Origin of the sequence: Bradyrhizobium sp. AUGA SZCCT0283 (genome assembly GCF_018130385.1) — a bacterium.
Lineage (GTDB): Bacteria > Pseudomonadota > Alphaproteobacteria > Rhizobiales > Xanthobacteraceae > Bradyrhizobium.
This window is the reverse complement of the sequence record NZ_JAFCLU010000029.1, coordinates 48851-66015: the sequence shown is the minus strand read 5'-3', so window position 1 is coordinate 66015 and position 17165 is coordinate 48851. Positions and strand designations below refer to the sequence as shown.

Sequence of the window (17165 nt, the reverse complement as noted above, 5' to 3'; positions counted from 1 at the left end):
TGCGAGACTCAATTCTTTGTCGCAATCCAGATGATATGGCGCGCGCCGCCGCCTCTGCCGGTGGCACGGATGTTGACTTCGTTGACGTCAAAGCCTGCGCCATGAAGGCGCTTTGCGAATGCCGGATTGGGTCCGGACGACCAGACGGCCAGAACGCCGCCCGGCCGCAGCGCGGTGTGCGCCGCCTTCAGTCCCGCTGAACTGTAGAGCGCATCATTGGCCTTGCGAGTCAGCCCTTCCGGACCGTTATCGACGTCGAGCAAAATTGCATCGAATTTCGAACGGTGCGAGCGGATGATTTCGGTGACATCGGCTTCCCGGATACTCACCCGGGGATCGCCGAGGCTGTCGCCAAAAATTTCCGCCATCGGGCCGCGTGCCCAGGCGACGACGGCTGGGACGAGTTCAACCACGACGATTTGCGCTTTGTTACCGAGCGCACCCAGCGCGGCACGCAGTGTAAAGCCCATGCCGAGGCCGCCGACGAGCAAATGAGGTTTTGCAACCTTTTCGATTTTCTTCGCCGCAAGCGTCGCCAATGCCGCTTCCGACCCCGAGAGGCGGCTGTTCATCAGCTCGTTGGTGCCGAGCATGATGGAGAACTCCTTGCCGCGGCGCATCAGGCGGAGTTCATCCTCAGTGCCCGGAATGCGGGCAGTGTCGATCTTTTCCCAGGGAATCATGTCATGGCTTGTAGCATGATCGGCTGGCGCTGAACCGTAGAGTGGGCAAAGCCCCCGGGTCGCGCGAATGCGCGCCCGATGGCTTTGCCCACTCTACGAAAAATCTACCCGCCCGCCCAGACGTCGAGCACGTAACGATTCTTCGTGCCGAGATCGTCGATCCAGCGCAGCCCGGCCTCGGCGTCGGCGCCTGACTTTTCGCGATAGATCGCGACCAGTGCGGCCTTGACGTCCGGCTCCATCTTGCCGCCGTCGCCGCAGACATAGACGATCGCACCCTGCTCGATCAGGCTCCAGACATGGTCCTTCTGCGCCGCCACCTGATGCTGCACATAGGTCTTCGGCCCGTCGGCGCGCGAGAACGCGGTGAGCAGTTCGGCAATGCCGTCGGCGGCAAAGGCCTTCAATTCATCGGCGTAGAGAAAATCCTGATCAGGATGCCGGCAGCCGAAGAACAGCATCGCGGGGCCGAGTTTTGCGCCCTGCGCCTTGCGGTGCGCGCGCTCCTGCAGGAAACCGCGGAAGGGCGCCAGCCCCGTGCCGGGGCCGATCATGATCACGGGCACGGAGGGATCATCGGGTAAACGGAAGCCGGCCTTGGTCTCGCGCACGGTGGCATACACGCTGTCGCCGACGCGGCGGCCGGAGAGATAGTTCGAGCACACACCCTTGTAGACGCCGCGTCCCGAACTGGCGGGCGCTTCCACGACGGCGACGGTGACGCTGCAGCGCGCCGGGTCGATCGAGGGCGACGACGAGATCGAGTAATAGCGCGGCGCCAGCAGCGACAGCATTTCGAGATAGGCGTGGAACGGCAGTTCGCAGGCCGGATGTTCTTCCAGCAGATCGAACACCGACTTGCGCCTAGTCAGGACGTCCGAGCGATAGCGCTCCGTCGAAGCCTCGTCGTCGCCGACATAGGCTAGCAGCTTCGGCCTGGTGACGGGACAGCGCGTGTGCTCCGTCATGATCTGGATCTGTTTGCGGGTCGCGATCTGCTGCAACTCGACGAACTCGGTCAATAACCGCCCGACCGACACGGTATCGTCGACCGGCAATTGCGCGCGGCGGCCTTCGGCGACGTGGAGCCGGATCTGGTCGGCCGGCAAAAAGCCGAAGCGGCGCGCGACGGAATCGACCAGCGCCGGATCGTTGCGCGGGACGACGCTGAGATGATCGCCGACGCGGTAGGTGATACCCGGCGGCAATTGCACCTCGATATGCCGCGTCGACCGGTCGGAGGGATGGGCGCCGCTCTTGTTCTGCAGCTCGGAATTATCCAGCACCTTCATCGGCGCGACCCCGCCCTGCGCGACGATGGTGTGAACGGCTGAGGGCGCCACCGGCTCGATCGAATAGAGCGGCGCGTCGTCGGCGCTGCGAGCGAAGCTGGAATCGACGCCCAGCTCCTTCATCGCCGCGGGCGCAGCCGTCGCGAACCATTTTTCGAACTGGCCGTCGAGATCGCTGCGGGCATCGCCCTCGCCGCGGGCATAGAGACTGCGCGCGCCATGCGCCGACAACTGCTCGTCGATCATGCGCGGCACGGATTGATAGGTCGCCGCCCAATCGCTGTTGCCGCAACCGAACACGGCATAGCGCACCTCGGCGAACGCATCCTTCGGCAGGCCGCCGTCCAGCCATTTGACGAACTGCGTGGCGTTGTCCGGAGCCGCGCCATTGTAGGAAGCGCAGAAGATCAGCAGCCCACCCTCCTCCGGCAGCTTGCCGACATAATCGTCGAGCGCGCCGAGCTTGGTTGCAAAGCCGTTGACCTCGGCAAGGTCTGCCACCCGCGTCGCCAGCTCTTCCGCCGTGCCGAGGTTGGAACCATAGAGCACCAATAGCGGCGTGTTGTGTCCCGGACGGGTCCGCGCCTGCGGCGCCGCCGCGTTCGAGGCGGCTACAGCCACGGCCGCACGGCCGGCGAACGCGCTGCGATCCTTGTCGGCGCGCGGCCGCACCTTGATCTTGAAGCCGTCGGGCTTGATCGTCAGCGTTTCCTTCAGGTGCATCTGGTAGCGGTGGGTGTCGATCAGCTTGAAGCGCTGCAGGATCATGCCGATCGCGAGCGCCGCCTCGTGCATTGCAAAGCCGCGGCCGATGCAGGCGCGCTGTCCGTTGCCGAACGGTTTCCAGGCGTTGACCGGGCGCTTGGCCTCGGCCTCGCGGCTGAAATTTTCTGGATCGAACACGTCCGGGTTCGGGCCCCAGACGCTGGGGTCGCGGTGCAGCGCCATCACCAGCACCGTGACGAAGGTGTTCTTCTTGAGCTTGTACTTGCCGCCGATGGTCTCGTCGTTGAGCGGCGCGATGCCGTACGCCGGCGCCGGCGGCCACAGCCGCAGCGCCTCCTTCAATATCTGGGTGATGTAGGTGAGCTGCGTTACCTGCTGATAGGTCGGCTTCGCATTGACATCGGGGCCGAGCACCCGGTCGACTTCCTCATAGGCTTTCCTGAGCACTTCGGGATGCTTGAGCAGCGCATAGATCGTGCACGACAGAAGCCCACTGGTGGTCTCGTGGCCCGCGATCAGGAATGTGTTGATCTGGTAGCGGATGTTGACGTCGTCGAGCTGCTCGCCGGTGGCACGGTCGACGCCGGTCATCATGGCGCCGAGCATGTCCTTCTTGCCTTCGGCGGCCTCGGCGTTGGCGCGACGCTCGGCGATGATCTCGTCGACCATCTTGTTCATGAAGATGACGTCCTCGGCGAGTGTCTTGCGCCGCTTCTGCAGCCACAGGCCTTCCAGCGGAATGCCCCGCGTCATCATGATGGTCTCGAGCGAGCGCACCAGCGATTCCACGAACGGATGGTAGTCGCGGCGGTAGAACGAATTGAAGCGGTAGTCGAAGCCGCACAGCCCGATGGTGTCGAGCGTCAGCGCGGTCATGTCGTGGACGACGTCGATTTCCTCGTCGCCGTTGAGCCGTTCCCACTTTTTCACGAGCTGTTCGGCGATATCTACCATGCTCGGGTGATAGGACTGCATTGCGCGGTTGCCGAACGGCTGCAGCAAAATGTTGTGCGCCTTGCTCCAGTTCGGCTCATTGGTATCGGCGGTGAACAGCCCGTCGCCGCCGACGGCGCGGACACGGCGCAGCGAACCGCGCACCGCCTTATCGAAACGCTTCTCGTCGGAGAGCTCGTCGATCAGATCGTGACCGGAGACGATGACGAGCGGCGCGCCCATCATGTCGAGCCAGAAGATCGGCCCCAGCTCCTTGGTCAGTCGCACCAGATGCTGCACCGGCGCGTTCGGATCCAGCGACAGCATGTTGCCGACGACCGGCTTTTTCGGCGGATGCGGTATCGGATTTAGTTTGTTGCTGGCCGCCATTTTCGAAGTATCTCCTGCCTGCCTCAACCGTCATTGCGAGCCAACGGGTCGCGCGAATGCGCCCGATGATAAACTCCGCGAAGCAATCCATCGCTCAGCGGAATGAAAGAATGGATTGCTTCGTCGCTGCGCTCCTCGCAATGACGCCTTGCCCTGTATGCCCTATCCAAACCGCTTCTTACGCCATTCGATCAGTTTGGCGCTGACCTCGTCCGGCTTTTCCTGCTGCGTCCAATGCCCGCTGTCGCGCACGAGATATTTTTCCAGATCGGGGATGATCTTCTCCATGCCGTCGGCGGCCGATGGCGGCAGCACCGCGTCGTTCTCGGCCATGATCATCAGCGACGGCACGCGCACCGTATGGTCGAGGCCTTCCGAGCGCTGCCAGTTGCGTGAAAAGTTGCGGTACCAGTTGATGCCACCGGTGAAGCCGGTCCTGGTGAAAGTATCGACGAACACCTTCTTTTCTTCCGGCGACAGGATCGGCGTGCGCGGATCGAATTTCGCGTCGTAGGCGGCGATCATCTGCGGAAAGGCCAGATTGGTCTTGGCCGATGCGCCGACACCCGCAACAGACGACGCGGCCGAGGCGTCATCCTTGCGCGGCGGCGGCTTGCGCATGAAGGCGTCAAACGTCTGCTCGACGCGGCTGCCGAAGATCTTGTCGGGCTCGCCGGCGGGATCCTGAAACTGAACGATATACATGCTGTCGCCGAACCGCTTGCGGAACAGCTCGATCGGATCGGCCGGCAGGCGGTCGTAATGCGGCGTGTTGACGCCGATCACGCCGGCGACGCGATCGGTATGACGCAGCGGCATCTGCCAGACGACGAAACCGCCCCAGTCGTGGCCGACGAAGATCGCCTTTTCGATCTTGAGATGGTCGAGCAGTCCGACGAGGTCGCCGGTCAGATGCTCCATGTCGTAGGCCTCGACCGGCTCGGGCCGGTCGGTCGCGCCATAGCCGCGCTGATCCGGCGCGATTACCCGGATGCCGGCCTCGCTCAAGGCCTTGATCTGGTGACGCCAGGAAAACGCGATTTCCGGCCAGCCGTGGCACAGGATGAGCGGCGGCGTGTCGGACTTGGGCCCCGCCTCGTAATAGCCCATGCGAATACCGTTCACCTGGGCGAACTGCAGCGGCGGCATTTCAATCATCACCAGACCCTATTCAGCAGCACTGGTCATGCTCGACGGCGGCGCGAACGCCGCCTCCAGCGCTTCAAATTCGCGAGGGAGCATGTCGCACAGAACCTGGACATGAGGAATGATGTTGGCGCCGGCGATGAAGCCGAAATCGAGCTGGTCACGGTAGCTCTGCACGGTGATGTTGAGCGCGATCCCGTGGGTCGAGATCGACACCGGGAAGATGTGCAGCAATTCCGCGCCCGCGGCATACAGCGTCTGCCGCGGCCCCGGCACGTTGGACACCGTGATGTTGGCGGACGGCGGCAACACGTTCGACAGGTCCGAGCGGCTGTAGAGCAGCGCCAGGATCTGCACCAGGATCGGCGCGCCGAGCATCGAGACGTTGGAGACCTGCGGCATGAAGGCCCGCAGCGGATGCGACATCTCCTTGGACTTGGTGGACTGCGCGATGATCGCCTCCAGCCGCGCCTTCGGGTCCTCGATATTGGTGGCGATCGAGCAGATCATGCCGAACACCTGGTTGTTGGCCTCGGTGTTGCCCTCCTCGCGCAGCGAGATCGGCACCGCGGCGGTCATCGACTTGGCCGGCAAGGCGCCGCGCTCCAACAGATAACGCCGGACCACGCCGGAGGACAGCGCCAGCACCACATCGTTGAGCTTGCCGCCGGAAAGCTTGGCGAGCGCCTTGGCCCGCGACAGCGAGATCGAGGTGCCGGCGAAACTGCGCTCCGACGAAATCGCCTTGTTCAAAATCGTCGGCGGCGAAACCATGCTGGCGATGCTGTCGCGTGACTTCGGATCGGAGATCTTGCCGACCACGTCGGAGACGCTCTTGAGCATCGCCGGAATGCTGCCGGCGAACTTCACCGCGCTCTCGATCTGGAACATGGCGTTGTCGAACAGGATCGATCCGAGATCGCTCTTGCCCGAGCGCGGCAGGTCGAGGGTCTTCGGCGTCGAAGAACCGTCGAAAGGCTGACGCCAGAGCTGCTGGTAGGAATCGATCAGGTTCGCGGCGATGTCGCGCGGCTCGTTGCCGCCCTTGGCCTGTGGGATCGGTTGCTCGACCACGCGCGGCACCGGGGTGACGTCGTAGATCATGTTGGTCAGCGCCGCGCCGGCGCCGCCGTCGATGCAGGCGTGATGCATCTTGGAATAAAGCCCGATCTCGTTGTCCTTCATGCCCTCGAAGACGTAGAACTCCCAGAGCGGCCGGGCGCGGTTCAGAAGCTTGGCGTGCATCCAGCCGACGATGCGCTCCAGCGTAGCGCGGTCATACGGTGCCGGCAGGCTACCGCGGAAGATGTGCCGGTCGATGTCGAACTGGTCGTCCTCGACCCAGGACGGATGATCGATGTCGAGCGGGGCCTTTTCCAGGCGTGCTTTGAGGATCGGCGCGATGTGCAGCCGCGAGGCGATCATCGCCTTGAAGTCCTCGAAGAAGTTGCCGTTATAGTTCTCTGGCAGGCGGAAGATCGCCATGCTGCCGACATGCATCGGCATCTCGGGCGTTTCCAGATACAGAAACGACGCGTCCATCGAAGACAGTTTCCTGGCGTCCGCCATATTTTCCTCCCGCAGTAGAAAACGCGGCGCCTTGGTGGCGCTTCTGGCGTCTAGAATGTCTTTGTTATTGGAGCATATCCGAAAACCTCTCACCATCCCGCATCCATTGCGGGGGGATCTTTCGGGATTATGCCCTTAAGCTTGGGGCGTTGGCTCAGGATTGTGCATTTTCAGGGGGGCCGTAGGCAATGGCAAATGGTCCTGATCGGTCAAAATGCTTAAATTCACCCTCGGGCTGCGCCAGACGGTCTGCCACCGCCCATAATGCTGCGGGGTTGACGCCGAGCCCGATATGGCTGGCGAGATGGACCTCGATGTTTTCGGCGGTTTCGGAGGGACGCAACCGGCTGGTGTGCCAGTTCACGATCCCATCGGTACGGGAATAGATCGAGGTCGCCGGTACTGGCAGATCACCGGCGATCGCCTCTCTTATCTCAGGATTGTCGTCGACGGCCTCCCCCGAAAGCGCCTCGTAGAGCCGGGTGGCGTTGGTCGCGCGGATGTCGTTGGCAAACGGACTGCCGAGCGTGATCACGGAGCGCACCATGTCCGGCATCTGCAGGGCGAGATCGCGTGCATAGACGCCGCCGAGACTCCAACCGACCAGGCTGACCTTGAGGCCGGTCTGGTCGTGAATGCGCCGCACGAGGTCGCGCAACGCAGCACGCTTGGAAGCGACGCCGCCGAGATTGCGGCCCATGTTCCACGCATGGGCGTCGTAGCCAAGTTCTTTCAGGTAGCGCCGCATCGGCGCCATCGAGAGATCGCTGGCGAGAAAGCCCGGCAGCGCCAACACCGGATGCCCGTCGCCCTTCGGCGCGCTCAACAATAGCGGCGACAGCAGCAGGCTCGAGTTCAGTTCGAACAAGGCCCTCGTTTCGGCCAGCATCAGGAACAGGCTCGGCGGCCGAAGCCGCTGCTCTTCCGTCGCCGCGCCGCCTTCCGCGATGGCCACTTATTTCTTGTCCTTCTGACCCATGGCGCCGAGGCCGGCCATGGTCACGAACATATCCTGGAACCGCTCGGCGATCTTGGGATCGAACGTGAACCAGCTCTGGATCAGCGATTCCGGAGAAACCTTTTCGATATTGGCCATCACCTGCTGCTGCATCTTGTCCATCACGGCGGTCTGCATCGGCGAGACGTCAGGTAGTCCGAAAAACTGCCTGGCCTCCAGCGGCGTGCAATCGATTTCGACGTTAACTTTCATGACCGCTCCTCTTGCTGGCTCGTTGCAGTATCGCCACGATAACCCTGATCGCGCAAGGACAAGACACGGCCCCCGGGCATCTCAATTCCCGGTATGGTCAACCAAAGCGTTCGACGGCAAAGGGCCTGGCATCGGCAAACGGGGTCTCGCCGGTCATCATTTCGGCCAGCAGGCGGCCGGTTGCGGGTCCGAGCGTCAGGCCGTGGTGCTGGTGGCCGAAATCGAACCATAGTCCGTCATGGCGGGGGGCCTTGCCGATGACCGGCAGCATATCCGGCAGACAGGGCCGTGCACCCATCCAGGGCTTGGTGTCGACCGGCTCGCCCAGCGGAAACAGTCGATGCGCCCGCGGCAGGGCCTGCTCGACCTGGACCGGGGTCGGCGGCGCATCACGGTGGGCAAACTCCGCCCCGGTGGTCAGGCGAATGCCGCGGTTCATCGGCGCCAACAGATAGCCAAGATCGGTGTCCAGCACGGGGTGATTCAAGACCGCGTTGCCGCGCGGCTTGACGTGCAAATGATAGCCGCGCTTGACCTGAAGCGGGATCGAATAGCCGAGCGGCGCAAAAATCTGATCCGACCACGGCCCCATCGCCACCACGACGTCGCGCGCCGTAATGGTGCCTTCCAGCGTCGCCACCCGCCACCGTCCGCCGGACTGTTCGAGCGTTCGTGCATCACCGACAAGGTATCGCCCGCCCTTGCGGCCGAACAGCGCCGAATAGGCTTTGGCCAGGCCGCCGGGATCCGGCACGAAGCCCGGCGTCGGAAAATGGATTCCGCCGCTGAAATCGCCGGTCAGATGCGGCTCGCGCGCATTAATCGCCGCCGTGTCCAGGATCTCGCCCGCGACCCCATACTGTCTGGCGCGCTCCAGCTCCCCCACGGCGCCCGCAAGCGTCACCTCGGAGCGAAACAGCTTGATCCAGCCGATCCGCCGCAACAGATCAGGCACATTGGCTTCCGCAATCAGCGCTTCATGCTCGATCAGGCTGCGCTGGATCAGGGGCAATTCGGCCATCGCACTGTGCAGTGCACGCTGCGGCGACGAGGCGAGGAAATACCGTGTCAGCCACGGCAGGAAAGCCGGCAAATCCCTGAAATGGTAACGCACCTGCGGCGCGCGAAGTAACGCGTAGCGCAGGATCTGGCCCAAGTCCCGCGGAAACATGTAGGGAAAGACCGAGGCGCATTCGATCAGTCCACCGTTGCCGTAACTGGTTTCCTCGCCGGCTACCTCGTGCCGGTCGATCAGAACCACGTTCCGGCCACGTTTCTGCAGGTGCAAGGCGGCGCTGACCCCTACCATGCCCGCACCCAGGACGAGAACGTCCGCCTTCAGTTCCGCCATCCGGCACTCCGAAAGTTCAATGTCCCGTGCTTGCGCGCACGGCTTATGGTGAAGCTAGCCATTACTGCACCGCCGCGCAAACCGGCACGCGGTGCGGGATAATGATGCTTGCGCGGTGGCTGGACTCTGGCAACATGGCTCGGCAATATCCGCCGCTAGTCGCGGAAATGGCTGATCAAAGCGGGGAAATCGAACAAATGTCGTTACGTCGGAATTTGCTTGCAGCGGCTACGGCTTCCATCATCGCGCTCGCGATGGTCCCGGCATCGGCCCAGACCCTGCGCTACGCCAACCAGGGCGACCTCAAATCGCTCGACCCGTACACGCTGAACGAGAGCACCACCCACGCCCATCTCGGACATGTCTTCGAAGGCCTGGTGGCCCGCGACAGGGATCTGAAAATCATACCCGCCTTGGCGGAAAGCTGGGAGACGCCGGAGCCGACCCGCTGGCGGTTCCATCTGCGCAAGGACGTGAAATTCCAGAACGGCGACCCCTTCACTGCCGACGACGTGGTTTTCTCGGCGGACCGCGTTCGCAAAAAAGGCTCGAACCTGCAGACCCGCATTCCCACCGACGCCAAGGTCGTCAAGGTCGACGACTACACGGTGGACTTCATCCTGACCTCGCCCAATCCCATTCTCAATTCGCAATGGGACACCTGGTACATCATGAGCAAGAAATGGGCCGAGGCGAACAATTCCGTCGACCCGACGCCCGCGGCGGCAACGACACCGAGCTTTGCCTCGCTCAACGCCAACGGCACCGGCGCCTTCTCGATCGAAAGCCATCAGCCCGGCGTCAAGACCGTGTTCAAGGCCAACCCGAACTGGTGGCGCAAGGCGGAACATAACCTGAAAGAAATCATCTTCACGCCGATCGGCTCGGACGCCACGCGCGTGGCCGCCCTGCTCTCGGGCGAAGTCGACGTCATCGAGCCGGTTCCGATCCAGGATATCACGCGCGTCGATTCCAGCCCCAACGCCCAGGTGCTGAAGGGACCGGAACTCCGCACCATCTTCCTCGGCATGGATCAGGTGCGCGACGAACTGCTCTATTCCAACATCAAGGGCAAGAACCCGTTCAAGGACGTCAAGGTGCGTGAGGCCTTCTTCAAGGCCGTCGACATCGAACTGATCAAGACCCGCGTCATGCGCGGCCTGTCGACGCCCTCGGCACTGATGATCGCCCCGCAACTGTTCAAGCTGTCCGGTGACTTCACGCGGCCGAAATTCGATCCCGACGGCGCCAAGAAGCTTCTGACCGAAGCCGGTTATCCCGACGGCTTCGAAGTCACGATGGACTGTCCGAACGACCGCTACGTCAACGACGCCGCGATCTGTCAGGCGGTCGTCGGCATGCTGGCCCGCATCGGCGTCAAGGTAACGCTGCTGGCACAGCCCAAGGCGCAATATTTCGCCAAGGTGCTGAAGCCCGGCGGCTACCAGACCTCGTTCTTCCTGCTCGGCTGGACACCCGGCACGCTCGACTCCCACAACGTCCTGTTCGACATCATGGGCTGTCGCGACGATCCGAAATCCAGCCGCGGTGAGGCCAATCTCGGCGGCTACTGCAACAAGAAGCTCGACGAACTCACCGACAAGGTGCTCCAGGAGTCCGACATGACCAAGCGCGATCTCCTGATCAAGCAGGCGTACGAAATCGGCGCCAAGGACTTTGGATATATCCCGCTGCACCAGCAGGCGCTGGCGTGGGGCGTGTCGAAAAAGGTCAAGCTGAGCCAGCGCGCCGACAACCAGGTCCTGCTGTACTGGGCGACCAAACAGGACTAGTCAGGCGTCAACACAGGTCCCGGCGGCTTAGCGGCTTCCGGGACTTTTCGTTTCCAGGCGACAGCGACGTCCGCCGCCGCATCAAGAGCATGATCCGGAAAAGTGGGTACCGGTTTTCCGAAAAGATCATGCTCAAACAAAGAAGATGACCGACGAGCATGATTCAACTCAGTTGAAGCATGCTCTAGAGAGCAGTGAAAGGAATCCATGCTCGCTTTCACTCTTCGCCGTGCTATCCAGGCCATCGGCGTCATGATCGCGGTCGGCGTCATCGCGTTCTCGATGTTCCGCTTCGCCGGCGACCCCGTCAACCAGATCGTCTCATTGGATACGCCGGCCGCCGAGCGCGAGGCGGTGCGCAAGTCGCTCGGACTCGACGATCCCGTCCCGGTGCAGTTCGCCCGCTACTTCGCCAATGCCGCGCAATTCAAGTTCGGCGTCTCCTATCAATTCCGCCAGCCGGTTTCGACCCTGTTGATGGAGCGGATGCCGGCGACGCTGGAACTCGCGGCCTGCGCCACGGTGTTTGCCATGGTGCTCGGCATCCTGATGGGGGTCTATTCGGCGTTGCGACGCGACACGTTTTTGACCAAGATATTCCAGGCGGTGTCACTGATCGGAATCTCGTTGCCGACGTTCCTGATCGGCATTCTCATGATCTATCTGTTCTCGGTGACGCTGGGCTGGCTGCCCTCGTTCGGGCGCGGTGACGTGGTGCGGATCGGCTGGTGGACCACCGGCCTGCTCACCCTTTCCGGCCTTAAGGCGCTGATCATGCCATCGATCACGCTCGGTCTGTTCCAGATGACTCTGATCATGCGGCTGGTGCGCGCCGAAATGCTCGAAGTGCTCCGCACCGATTACATCCGCTTCGCCCGCGCCCGCGGACTGACCACACGTGCAGTCCATTTCGGCCATGCGCTGAAGAACACGCTGGTTCCCGTCATCACCGTCGCAGGACTGCAGTTTGGCTCGGTAATTGCATTTGCCATCATCACCGAAACGGTCTTCCAATGGCCGGGTATGGGGTTGTTGTTCGTGCAGGCCGTCCAGAATGTCGATATCCCGATCATGGCGGCCTACCTGCTGATGGTCTCGCTGATCTTCGTCACCATCAACCTGGTGGTCGATATCCTCTACACCATCGTCGATCCGCGCCTGCGCTCGACCATCAGCCGCCCGGCCTAAAGCGAGACGCCCGATGTCCGACGCCGTGGTCCCACACCGAATAGAGCCGAGCGCGCAAACGTCGCGATCCGGCAGGAACTGGCTGAAGCGTGCGCTCGACAGCGACATCTTCTACTCGTTCCGCCGCTCCCGGATGACCATGGTGGCGGCGGCCGTCACCATTCTGTTTTTCCTGCTGGCGATCTTTGCATCGCAGCTCGCGGTGCAGAACCCATTCGATCCGGCGCAACTGCAATTGATGAATTCGCGAATCTCGCCGCTCTGGACCGCCGACGGCCAGAGCCCGTTCCTGCTCGGCACCGACGAGCAGGGCCGCGACGTGTTTTCGGCCATTCTTTACGGCTTGCGAATTTCGCTCGTGGTCGGCGTGCTCGGCGTCATCTTTGCCGGCGCGCTCGGCATCACGCTTGGCCTCATCGCGGGCTATGTCGGCGGCGCGGTCGACGGGCTGATCATGCGCATCGCCGATGTGCAGCTCACCTTCCCCGCGATCCTGATCGCGCTAATCGTCAACGGCGTCGCCAAATCCGTATTCGGCAACCGGCTTGACGCCATGAGCACGCTGGCGGTGCTGGTGGTCGCAATCGGTCTGAGTTTCTGGGTGCAATATGCCCGCACCGTGCGCGGCTCCGTCATGGTCGAGAAGAATAAGGACTATGTCGCGGCTGCGCAGTTGATCGGCCTCCCCGCACCCAAGATCATCTTCCGGCACGTGCTGCCGAATACGATGGGCCCAATTCTGGTGATCGCAACCATCAACCTGGCGCTCGCCATCATCACCGAGGCGACGCTGTCGTTCCTGGGCGCCGGCATGCCCGACACCATGCCCTCGCTCGGTACCCTGATCCGGATCGGCAACAATTATCTGTTCGCCGGCGAATGGTGGATCGTCGCCTTCCCCGGCATTGCGCTGGCGGGACTGATCCTTTCCATCAACCTGCTCGGCGACTGGCTGCGCGACGCGCTCAATCCAAAGCTCCGATGACCATTCCCGTTCTCTCCGTGCGTAACCTCGAGGTGGAATTCCTCACCCGCCGTAGCACGCTGCGCGCGATCAACGGCGTCTCGTTCGACATCGCCAAGGGCGAAGTGCTCGGCGTGGTCGGAGAATCCGGCGCCGGCAAATCAGTCACGGGACTGGCCGTAATCGGATTGATCGATCCGCCCGGCCGCATCGCGGGCGGCGAGATCTATCTGTCGGGAATGCGGATCGACCATCTGCCGCCGGAAGAAATCCGCCGCATCCGGGGCAAACGGATCGGCATGATCTTCCAGGATCCGCTGACCAGCCTCAATCCGCTCTACCGGATCGGCGACCAGATCGTCGAGACGATCCGGACCCACATGAACCTGTCCGAGACCGCAGCGCGCAAACGCGCCATCGATCTCCTGGCCGAAGTCGGCATCCCCGCGCCGGAAAAGCGCATCGACGCCTATCCGCACGAATTCTCCGGCGGTATGCGCCAGCGCGTCGTGATCGCGCTGGCGATCTGCGCCGAGCCGGAGCTGATCATCGCCGACGAGCCGACCACCGCGCTCGACGTCTCCGTGCAGGCGCAGATCATTTCGCTGATCAAGCGCCTCGGGCGCGATCACGGCACCGCGGTGATGCTGGTCACCCACGACATGGGCGTAATCGCCGAAACCTCCGACCGGGTTGCCGTGATGTATTCGGGGCGGATCGCCGAGATTGGCCCGGTGCAGGACGTGGTGCAGAACCCGCTGCACCCCTATGCCAAGGGATTGATGGGCGCGATCCCGACGCTGGCCGGCGAAGACAAGCGGCTGGTGCAGATTCCGGGCTCGATGCCGCGGCTGTCGGCGATCCCGCCCGGCTGCTCGTTCAACCCGCGCTGCGCCTTCGCGTTCGACCGCTGCCGCGTCGATCGGCCGGAACCGATCAAGCACGGCTCGCACGCCGTGGCCTGCCATCTCTTCGATACCGCGCCGAACGAAAACGCGAAGGAGACCGCGGCATGACGGCCTCCTTTGTCGATGTCAGAAACTTGCGCCGCGTGTTCGACGTCTCAAAACCGTGGCTCAACCGCGTCCTCGAAGGCGGCCATCTGGAATTCTTGAAGGCCGTCGACGGCGTGACCTTCGATATCAAAAAGGGCGAAACCTTCGCGCTCGTCGGCGAGTCGGGTTCAGGCAAGACCACCGTGGCGCGGATGGTGGTGGGATTGCTTCCGCCGAGTTCGGGCGAAGTGATCATCGATGGCGTGTCGATGACGAATGCGCGGCAGGCCCAGTCGCGGCAGCGGCTCCGCCGCCGCATCCAGATGATCTTCCAGGACCCCTATGCGAGCCTCAATCCGCGTTTTCGGGTCGATGCCATCGTCTCCGAACCGATCCGCGCCTTCGACCTGATCCAGGGCGAGCGCGATATCCGAACGCGCGTCGGTGAATTGTTGAGCGTCGTCGGCCTGCATCCCGACGACGGCCTGAAATATCCGCACGAGTTTTCCGGCGGCCAGCGTCAGCGCATCGCGATCGCGCGCGCGCTGGCGTCCGAGGCCGAATTCATCGTCTGCGACGAGCCGACCTCGGCGCTGGACGTTTCCGTCCAGGCGCAGATCCTCAATCTGATGCGCGACCTGCAGGACAAGTTCGGCCTGACCTATCTTTTCATCAGCCATAACCTCGCCGTGGTTCGCCATATGGCGACCCGGATCGGGGTGATGTATCTCGGCCGCATCGTCGAGATTGCGGAAGGGCGCGAGCTGTTCGCCAATCCCCGGATGCCCTACACCAAAATGCTGCTCGGCGCGGTTCCCGATCTGGCCATGTCCGGCCGCCAGCGCATCCCGGTCAAGGGCGAGATTCCCAATCCAATCGATCCGCCGCCCGGCTGCGCCTTCAACCCGCGCTGCCCGCTGGCCTTCGATCTCTGCCGGAAGGAAGCGCCCGTCCTGATCGACGGCGTCGCCTGCCATGCTGTCAACCATCCGGTTGAGGCCACCGCCCTGGTATGATCACGGAGATGGGTGCAATGCGTGGCATCCCAGCGGTTGGCATCCAGCCTCGCCTGTGGTCAAGTGCGCCCACATCGCGATACCTGCACCGCATCGGATTCCCATGAGCAACATCAATCCCGATCCGTTCACCACCCGGCCGGAAATCGAAGGCACATTCGGGGTTGTCACCTCGACCCACTGGATCGCGACCGCTGTCGGCATGGGCATTCTGGAAAAGGGCGGCAACGCCTTCGACGCCGGCGTGGCCACCGCCTTCACGCTGCAGGTGGTCGAGCCGCATCTGAACGGTCCCGGGGGCGATGTGCCGATCATCGTTCACGACACCAAGCGCGGCCGCACCGAGGTGATCTGCGGCCAGGGTCCCGCGCCGGCGAAGGCGACCATCGCGCATTACAAGAGCGAAGGCCTGGAAATGGTGCCCGGCACCGGACTTCTCGCCGCCTGCGTCCCCGGCACGTTCGAATCCTGGATGCTGCTCTTGCGCGATTACGGCACGATGCGGCTGCGCGACGTGCTGGAGCCCGCGATCGCCTATGCGCGCGACGGCTATCCGCTGGTCGAGCGGGCCTCGGCGACCATCCAGGTTGTCGAGCAATTGTTCCGCAATCACTGGACGACATCGGCGGCAGTCTACCTGCCAAACAACGAGGTGCCGAGGCCCGGCACGCTATTCACCAACAAGCAGCTGTCGGAAACCTACGCCCGCATCCTGAAGGAAGCCGAAAGCGTCGGCTCCGACCGCGTCGCCCAGATCGAGCGTGCGCGAAAGTCCTGGTCGCAGGGTTTTGTTGCAGAGGCGATCGACAAGTTCTGCCGCACCCAGGAAGTCATGGACGTCAGCGGCTCGCCGCATCGCGGCGTGCTTTCGGCCGATGACATAGCGCGCTGGCAGCCGACCGTCGAGGCGCCGCTGACCTATGACTATGGCCGCTACACCGTCTGCAAGCCCGGCGTCTGGAGCCAGGGGCCCGTCATGCTGCAGCAGCTCGCGCTGCTGAAGGGATTTGAGCTCGACGGGCTCGATCCCGCCGGCCCCGAATTCATCCATCTGCAGATCGAATGCGCAAAACTCGCCTTCGCCGACCGCGAGAAATTTTATGGCGACCCGAAATTCACCGACATCCCGATCGCGACCTTGCTGTCGGATGCCTACAACGACGAACGACGCAAGCTGATCTCGAAAGACAAAGCCTCGCTCGATTTCATCCCGGGCTCGGTCGAAGGTTTCGGTTCAATCGTAAAGCTGCGCCGGGCGGAAGGCCATCGCGAGGCGGTTGGCGCCATGGGTGCGGGCGAGCCGACCGTCGGCCGCTTCGGCGAGGTGCGCGGCGACACCGTGCATTTCGACATCATCGACCAGGCCGGCAACATGATTTCGGCGACGCCATCCGGCGGCTGGCTGCAATCCTCGCCGGTCATTCCCGAACTCGGCTTCTGTCTCGGCAGCCGCGCCCAGATGTTCTGGCTGGAGGAAGATCACCCGGCGGCGCTGGCGCCCGGCAAGCGCCCGCGCACCACGCTCTCGCCCACCATGGCGCTGCGCGATGGCGAGCCGTACATGGCCTGGGGCTCGCCGGGCGGCGACCAGCAGGATCAATGGACGACGCAATTCTTCCTGCGCCATGTCCACGCCAAATTGAATCTGCAGGAAGCGATCGACGCGCCGGCCTGGCACTCCGAACACTTCCCGATCTCGTTCTGGCCGCGCACCGCGCGTCCCGGCGTACTCGTGGTCGAGAACCGCGTGCCGAAGGCAACTATCGACACCCTTAAAGGCCGCGGCCACGTCGTCGAGATCGGCCCCGACTGGTCGGAAGGCCGCCTCACGGCAGCCTCCAAAGTTGGCCGCCGCCGCCGCGCCGCCGCCAATCCCAGGGGCATGCAGGGCTACGCGGCTGGACGATAG

Annotated in this window: 13 protein-coding genes; 6 read left to right on the top strand and 7 right to left on the bottom strand. The window is 63.2% G+C overall.

Going from position 1 to position 17165, the window contains the following annotated elements:
- Window positions 1-8 precede the first annotated feature (8 nt).
- The 7 genes from JQ624_RS30010 to JQ624_RS29980 all read right to left on the bottom strand — a co-directional run bounded on the left by JQ624_RS30010 (window position 9) and on the right by JQ624_RS29980 (window position 9300).
- Window positions 9-683, bottom strand: coding sequence for a spermidine synthase (locus tag JQ624_RS30010; protein ID WP_212422519.1), 675 nt, complete (start codon window positions 681-683; stop codon window positions 9-11).
- A 104-nt stretch (window positions 684-787) separates the two neighbouring features.
- Window positions 788-4024 (bottom strand): bifunctional cytochrome P450/NADPH--P450 reductase, encoded by a 3237-nt coding sequence (locus JQ624_RS30005; protein WP_212422518.1) that lies wholly within the window; start codon window positions 4022-4024, stop codon window positions 788-790.
- A gap of 162 nt (window positions 4025-4186) precedes the next feature.
- The gene (locus JQ624_RS30000; protein ID WP_212422539.1) at window positions 4187-5182 is read right to left on the bottom strand and encodes an alpha/beta fold hydrolase; all 996 of its coding nucleotides are present in this window, start codon (window positions 5180-5182) and stop codon (window positions 4187-4189) included.
- Between the two features lie 9 nt (window positions 5183-5191).
- Window positions 5192-6739, bottom strand: coding sequence for a wax ester/triacylglycerol synthase family O-acyltransferase (locus tag JQ624_RS29995; protein ID WP_212422517.1), 1548 nt, complete (start codon window positions 6737-6739; stop codon window positions 5192-5194).
- Between the two features lie 154 nt (window positions 6740-6893).
- On the bottom strand, window positions 6894-7688 hold the full coding sequence (locus tag JQ624_RS29990) for an alpha/beta hydrolase (RefSeq protein WP_212422538.1): 795 nt from the start codon (window positions 7686-7688) through the stop codon (window positions 6894-6896).
- 6 nt (window positions 7689-7694) lie between these two features.
- The gene (locus JQ624_RS29985; RefSeq protein ID WP_212422516.1) at window positions 7695-7949 is read right to left on the bottom strand and encodes a DUF6489 family protein; all 255 of its coding nucleotides are present in this window, start codon (window positions 7947-7949) and stop codon (window positions 7695-7697) included.
- A 97-nt stretch (window positions 7950-8046) separates the two neighbouring features.
- The gene (locus tag JQ624_RS29980; RefSeq protein WP_212422515.1) at window positions 8047-9300 is read right to left on the bottom strand and encodes an FAD-binding oxidoreductase; all 1254 of its coding nucleotides are present in this window, start codon (window positions 9298-9300) and stop codon (window positions 8047-8049) included.
- 197 nt (window positions 9301-9497) lie between these two features.
- Here JQ624_RS29980 and JQ624_RS29975 point away from each other — a divergent pair, with 197 nt between their 5' ends.
- The 6 genes from JQ624_RS29975 to JQ624_RS29950 all read left to right on the top strand — a co-directional run bounded on the left by JQ624_RS29975 (window position 9498) and on the right by JQ624_RS29950 (window position 17165).
- Window positions 9498-11093, top strand: coding sequence for an ABC transporter substrate-binding protein (locus JQ624_RS29975; protein ID WP_212422514.1), 1596 nt, complete (start codon window positions 9498-9500; stop codon window positions 11091-11093).
- 207 nt (window positions 11094-11300) lie between these two features.
- Window positions 11301-12281 carry an ABC transporter permease gene (locus tag JQ624_RS29970; RefSeq protein WP_212422513.1) on the top strand — a complete coding sequence of 327 codons (981 nt, stop codon included), beginning with the start codon at window positions 11301-11303 and terminating at the stop codon, window positions 12279-12281.
- A gap of 13 nt (window positions 12282-12294) precedes the next feature.
- Window positions 12295-13266 carry an ABC transporter permease gene (locus tag JQ624_RS29965; RefSeq protein ID WP_212422512.1) on the top strand — a complete coding sequence of 324 codons (972 nt, stop codon included), beginning with the start codon at window positions 12295-12297 and terminating at the stop codon, window positions 13264-13266.
- Window positions 13263-14261, top strand: a complete 999-nt coding sequence (locus tag JQ624_RS29960; protein WP_212422511.1) for an ABC transporter ATP-binding protein — start codon at window positions 13263-13265, stop codon at window positions 14259-14261. The genes JQ624_RS29965 and JQ624_RS29960 overlap by 4 nt, the downstream gene beginning before the upstream one ends.
- On the top strand, window positions 14258-15256 hold the full coding sequence (locus tag JQ624_RS29955; protein WP_212422510.1) for an ABC transporter ATP-binding protein: 999 nt from the start codon (window positions 14258-14260) through the stop codon (window positions 15254-15256). The genes JQ624_RS29960 and JQ624_RS29955 overlap by 4 nt, the downstream gene beginning before the upstream one ends.
- Before the next feature lie 103 nt (window positions 15257-15359).
- Window positions 15360-17165, top strand: coding sequence for a gamma-glutamyltransferase family protein (locus JQ624_RS29950; protein WP_212422509.1), 1806 nt, complete (start codon window positions 15360-15362; stop codon window positions 17163-17165).

Excerpts from the sequence above, each read along its gene's own strand:
- JQ624_RS30010 (WP_212422519.1), bottom strand. The coding sequence starts at position 683 with ATGATTCCCTGGGAAAAGATCGACACTGCCCGCATTCCGGGCACTGAG.
- JQ624_RS30005 (WP_212422518.1), bottom strand. The coding sequence starts at position 4,024 with ATGGCGGCCAGCAACAAACTAAATCCGATACCGCATCCGCCGAAAAAG.
- JQ624_RS30000 (WP_212422539.1), bottom strand. The coding sequence starts at position 5,182 with ATGATTGAAATGCCGCCGCTGCAGTTCGCCCAGGTGAACGGTATTCGC.
- JQ624_RS29995 (WP_212422517.1), bottom strand. The coding sequence starts at position 6,739 with ATGGCGGACGCCAGGAAACTGTCTTCGATGGACGCGTCGTTTCTGTAT.
- JQ624_RS29985 (WP_212422516.1), bottom strand. The coding sequence starts at position 7,949 with ATGAAAGTTAACGTCGAAATCGATTGCACGCCGCTGGAGGCCAGGCAG.
- JQ624_RS29980 (WP_212422515.1), bottom strand. The coding sequence starts at position 9,300 with ATGGCGGAACTGAAGGCGGACGTTCTCGTCCTGGGTGCGGGCATGGTA.
- JQ624_RS29975 (WP_212422514.1), top strand. The coding sequence starts at position 9,498 with ATGTCGTTACGTCGGAATTTGCTTGCAGCGGCTACGGCTTCCATCATC.
- JQ624_RS29970 (WP_212422513.1), top strand. The coding sequence starts at position 11,301 with ATGCTCGCTTTCACTCTTCGCCGTGCTATCCAGGCCATCGGCGTCATG.
- JQ624_RS29965 (WP_212422512.1), top strand. The coding sequence starts at position 12,295 with ATGTCCGACGCCGTGGTCCCACACCGAATAGAGCCGAGCGCGCAAACG.
- JQ624_RS29960 (WP_212422511.1), top strand. The coding sequence starts at position 13,263 with ATGACCATTCCCGTTCTCTCCGTGCGTAACCTCGAGGTGGAATTCCTC.
- JQ624_RS29955 (WP_212422510.1), top strand. The coding sequence starts at position 14,258 with ATGACGGCCTCCTTTGTCGATGTCAGAAACTTGCGCCGCGTGTTCGAC.
- JQ624_RS29950 (WP_212422509.1), top strand. The coding sequence starts at position 15,360 with ATGAGCAACATCAATCCCGATCCGTTCACCACCCGGCCGGAAATCGAA.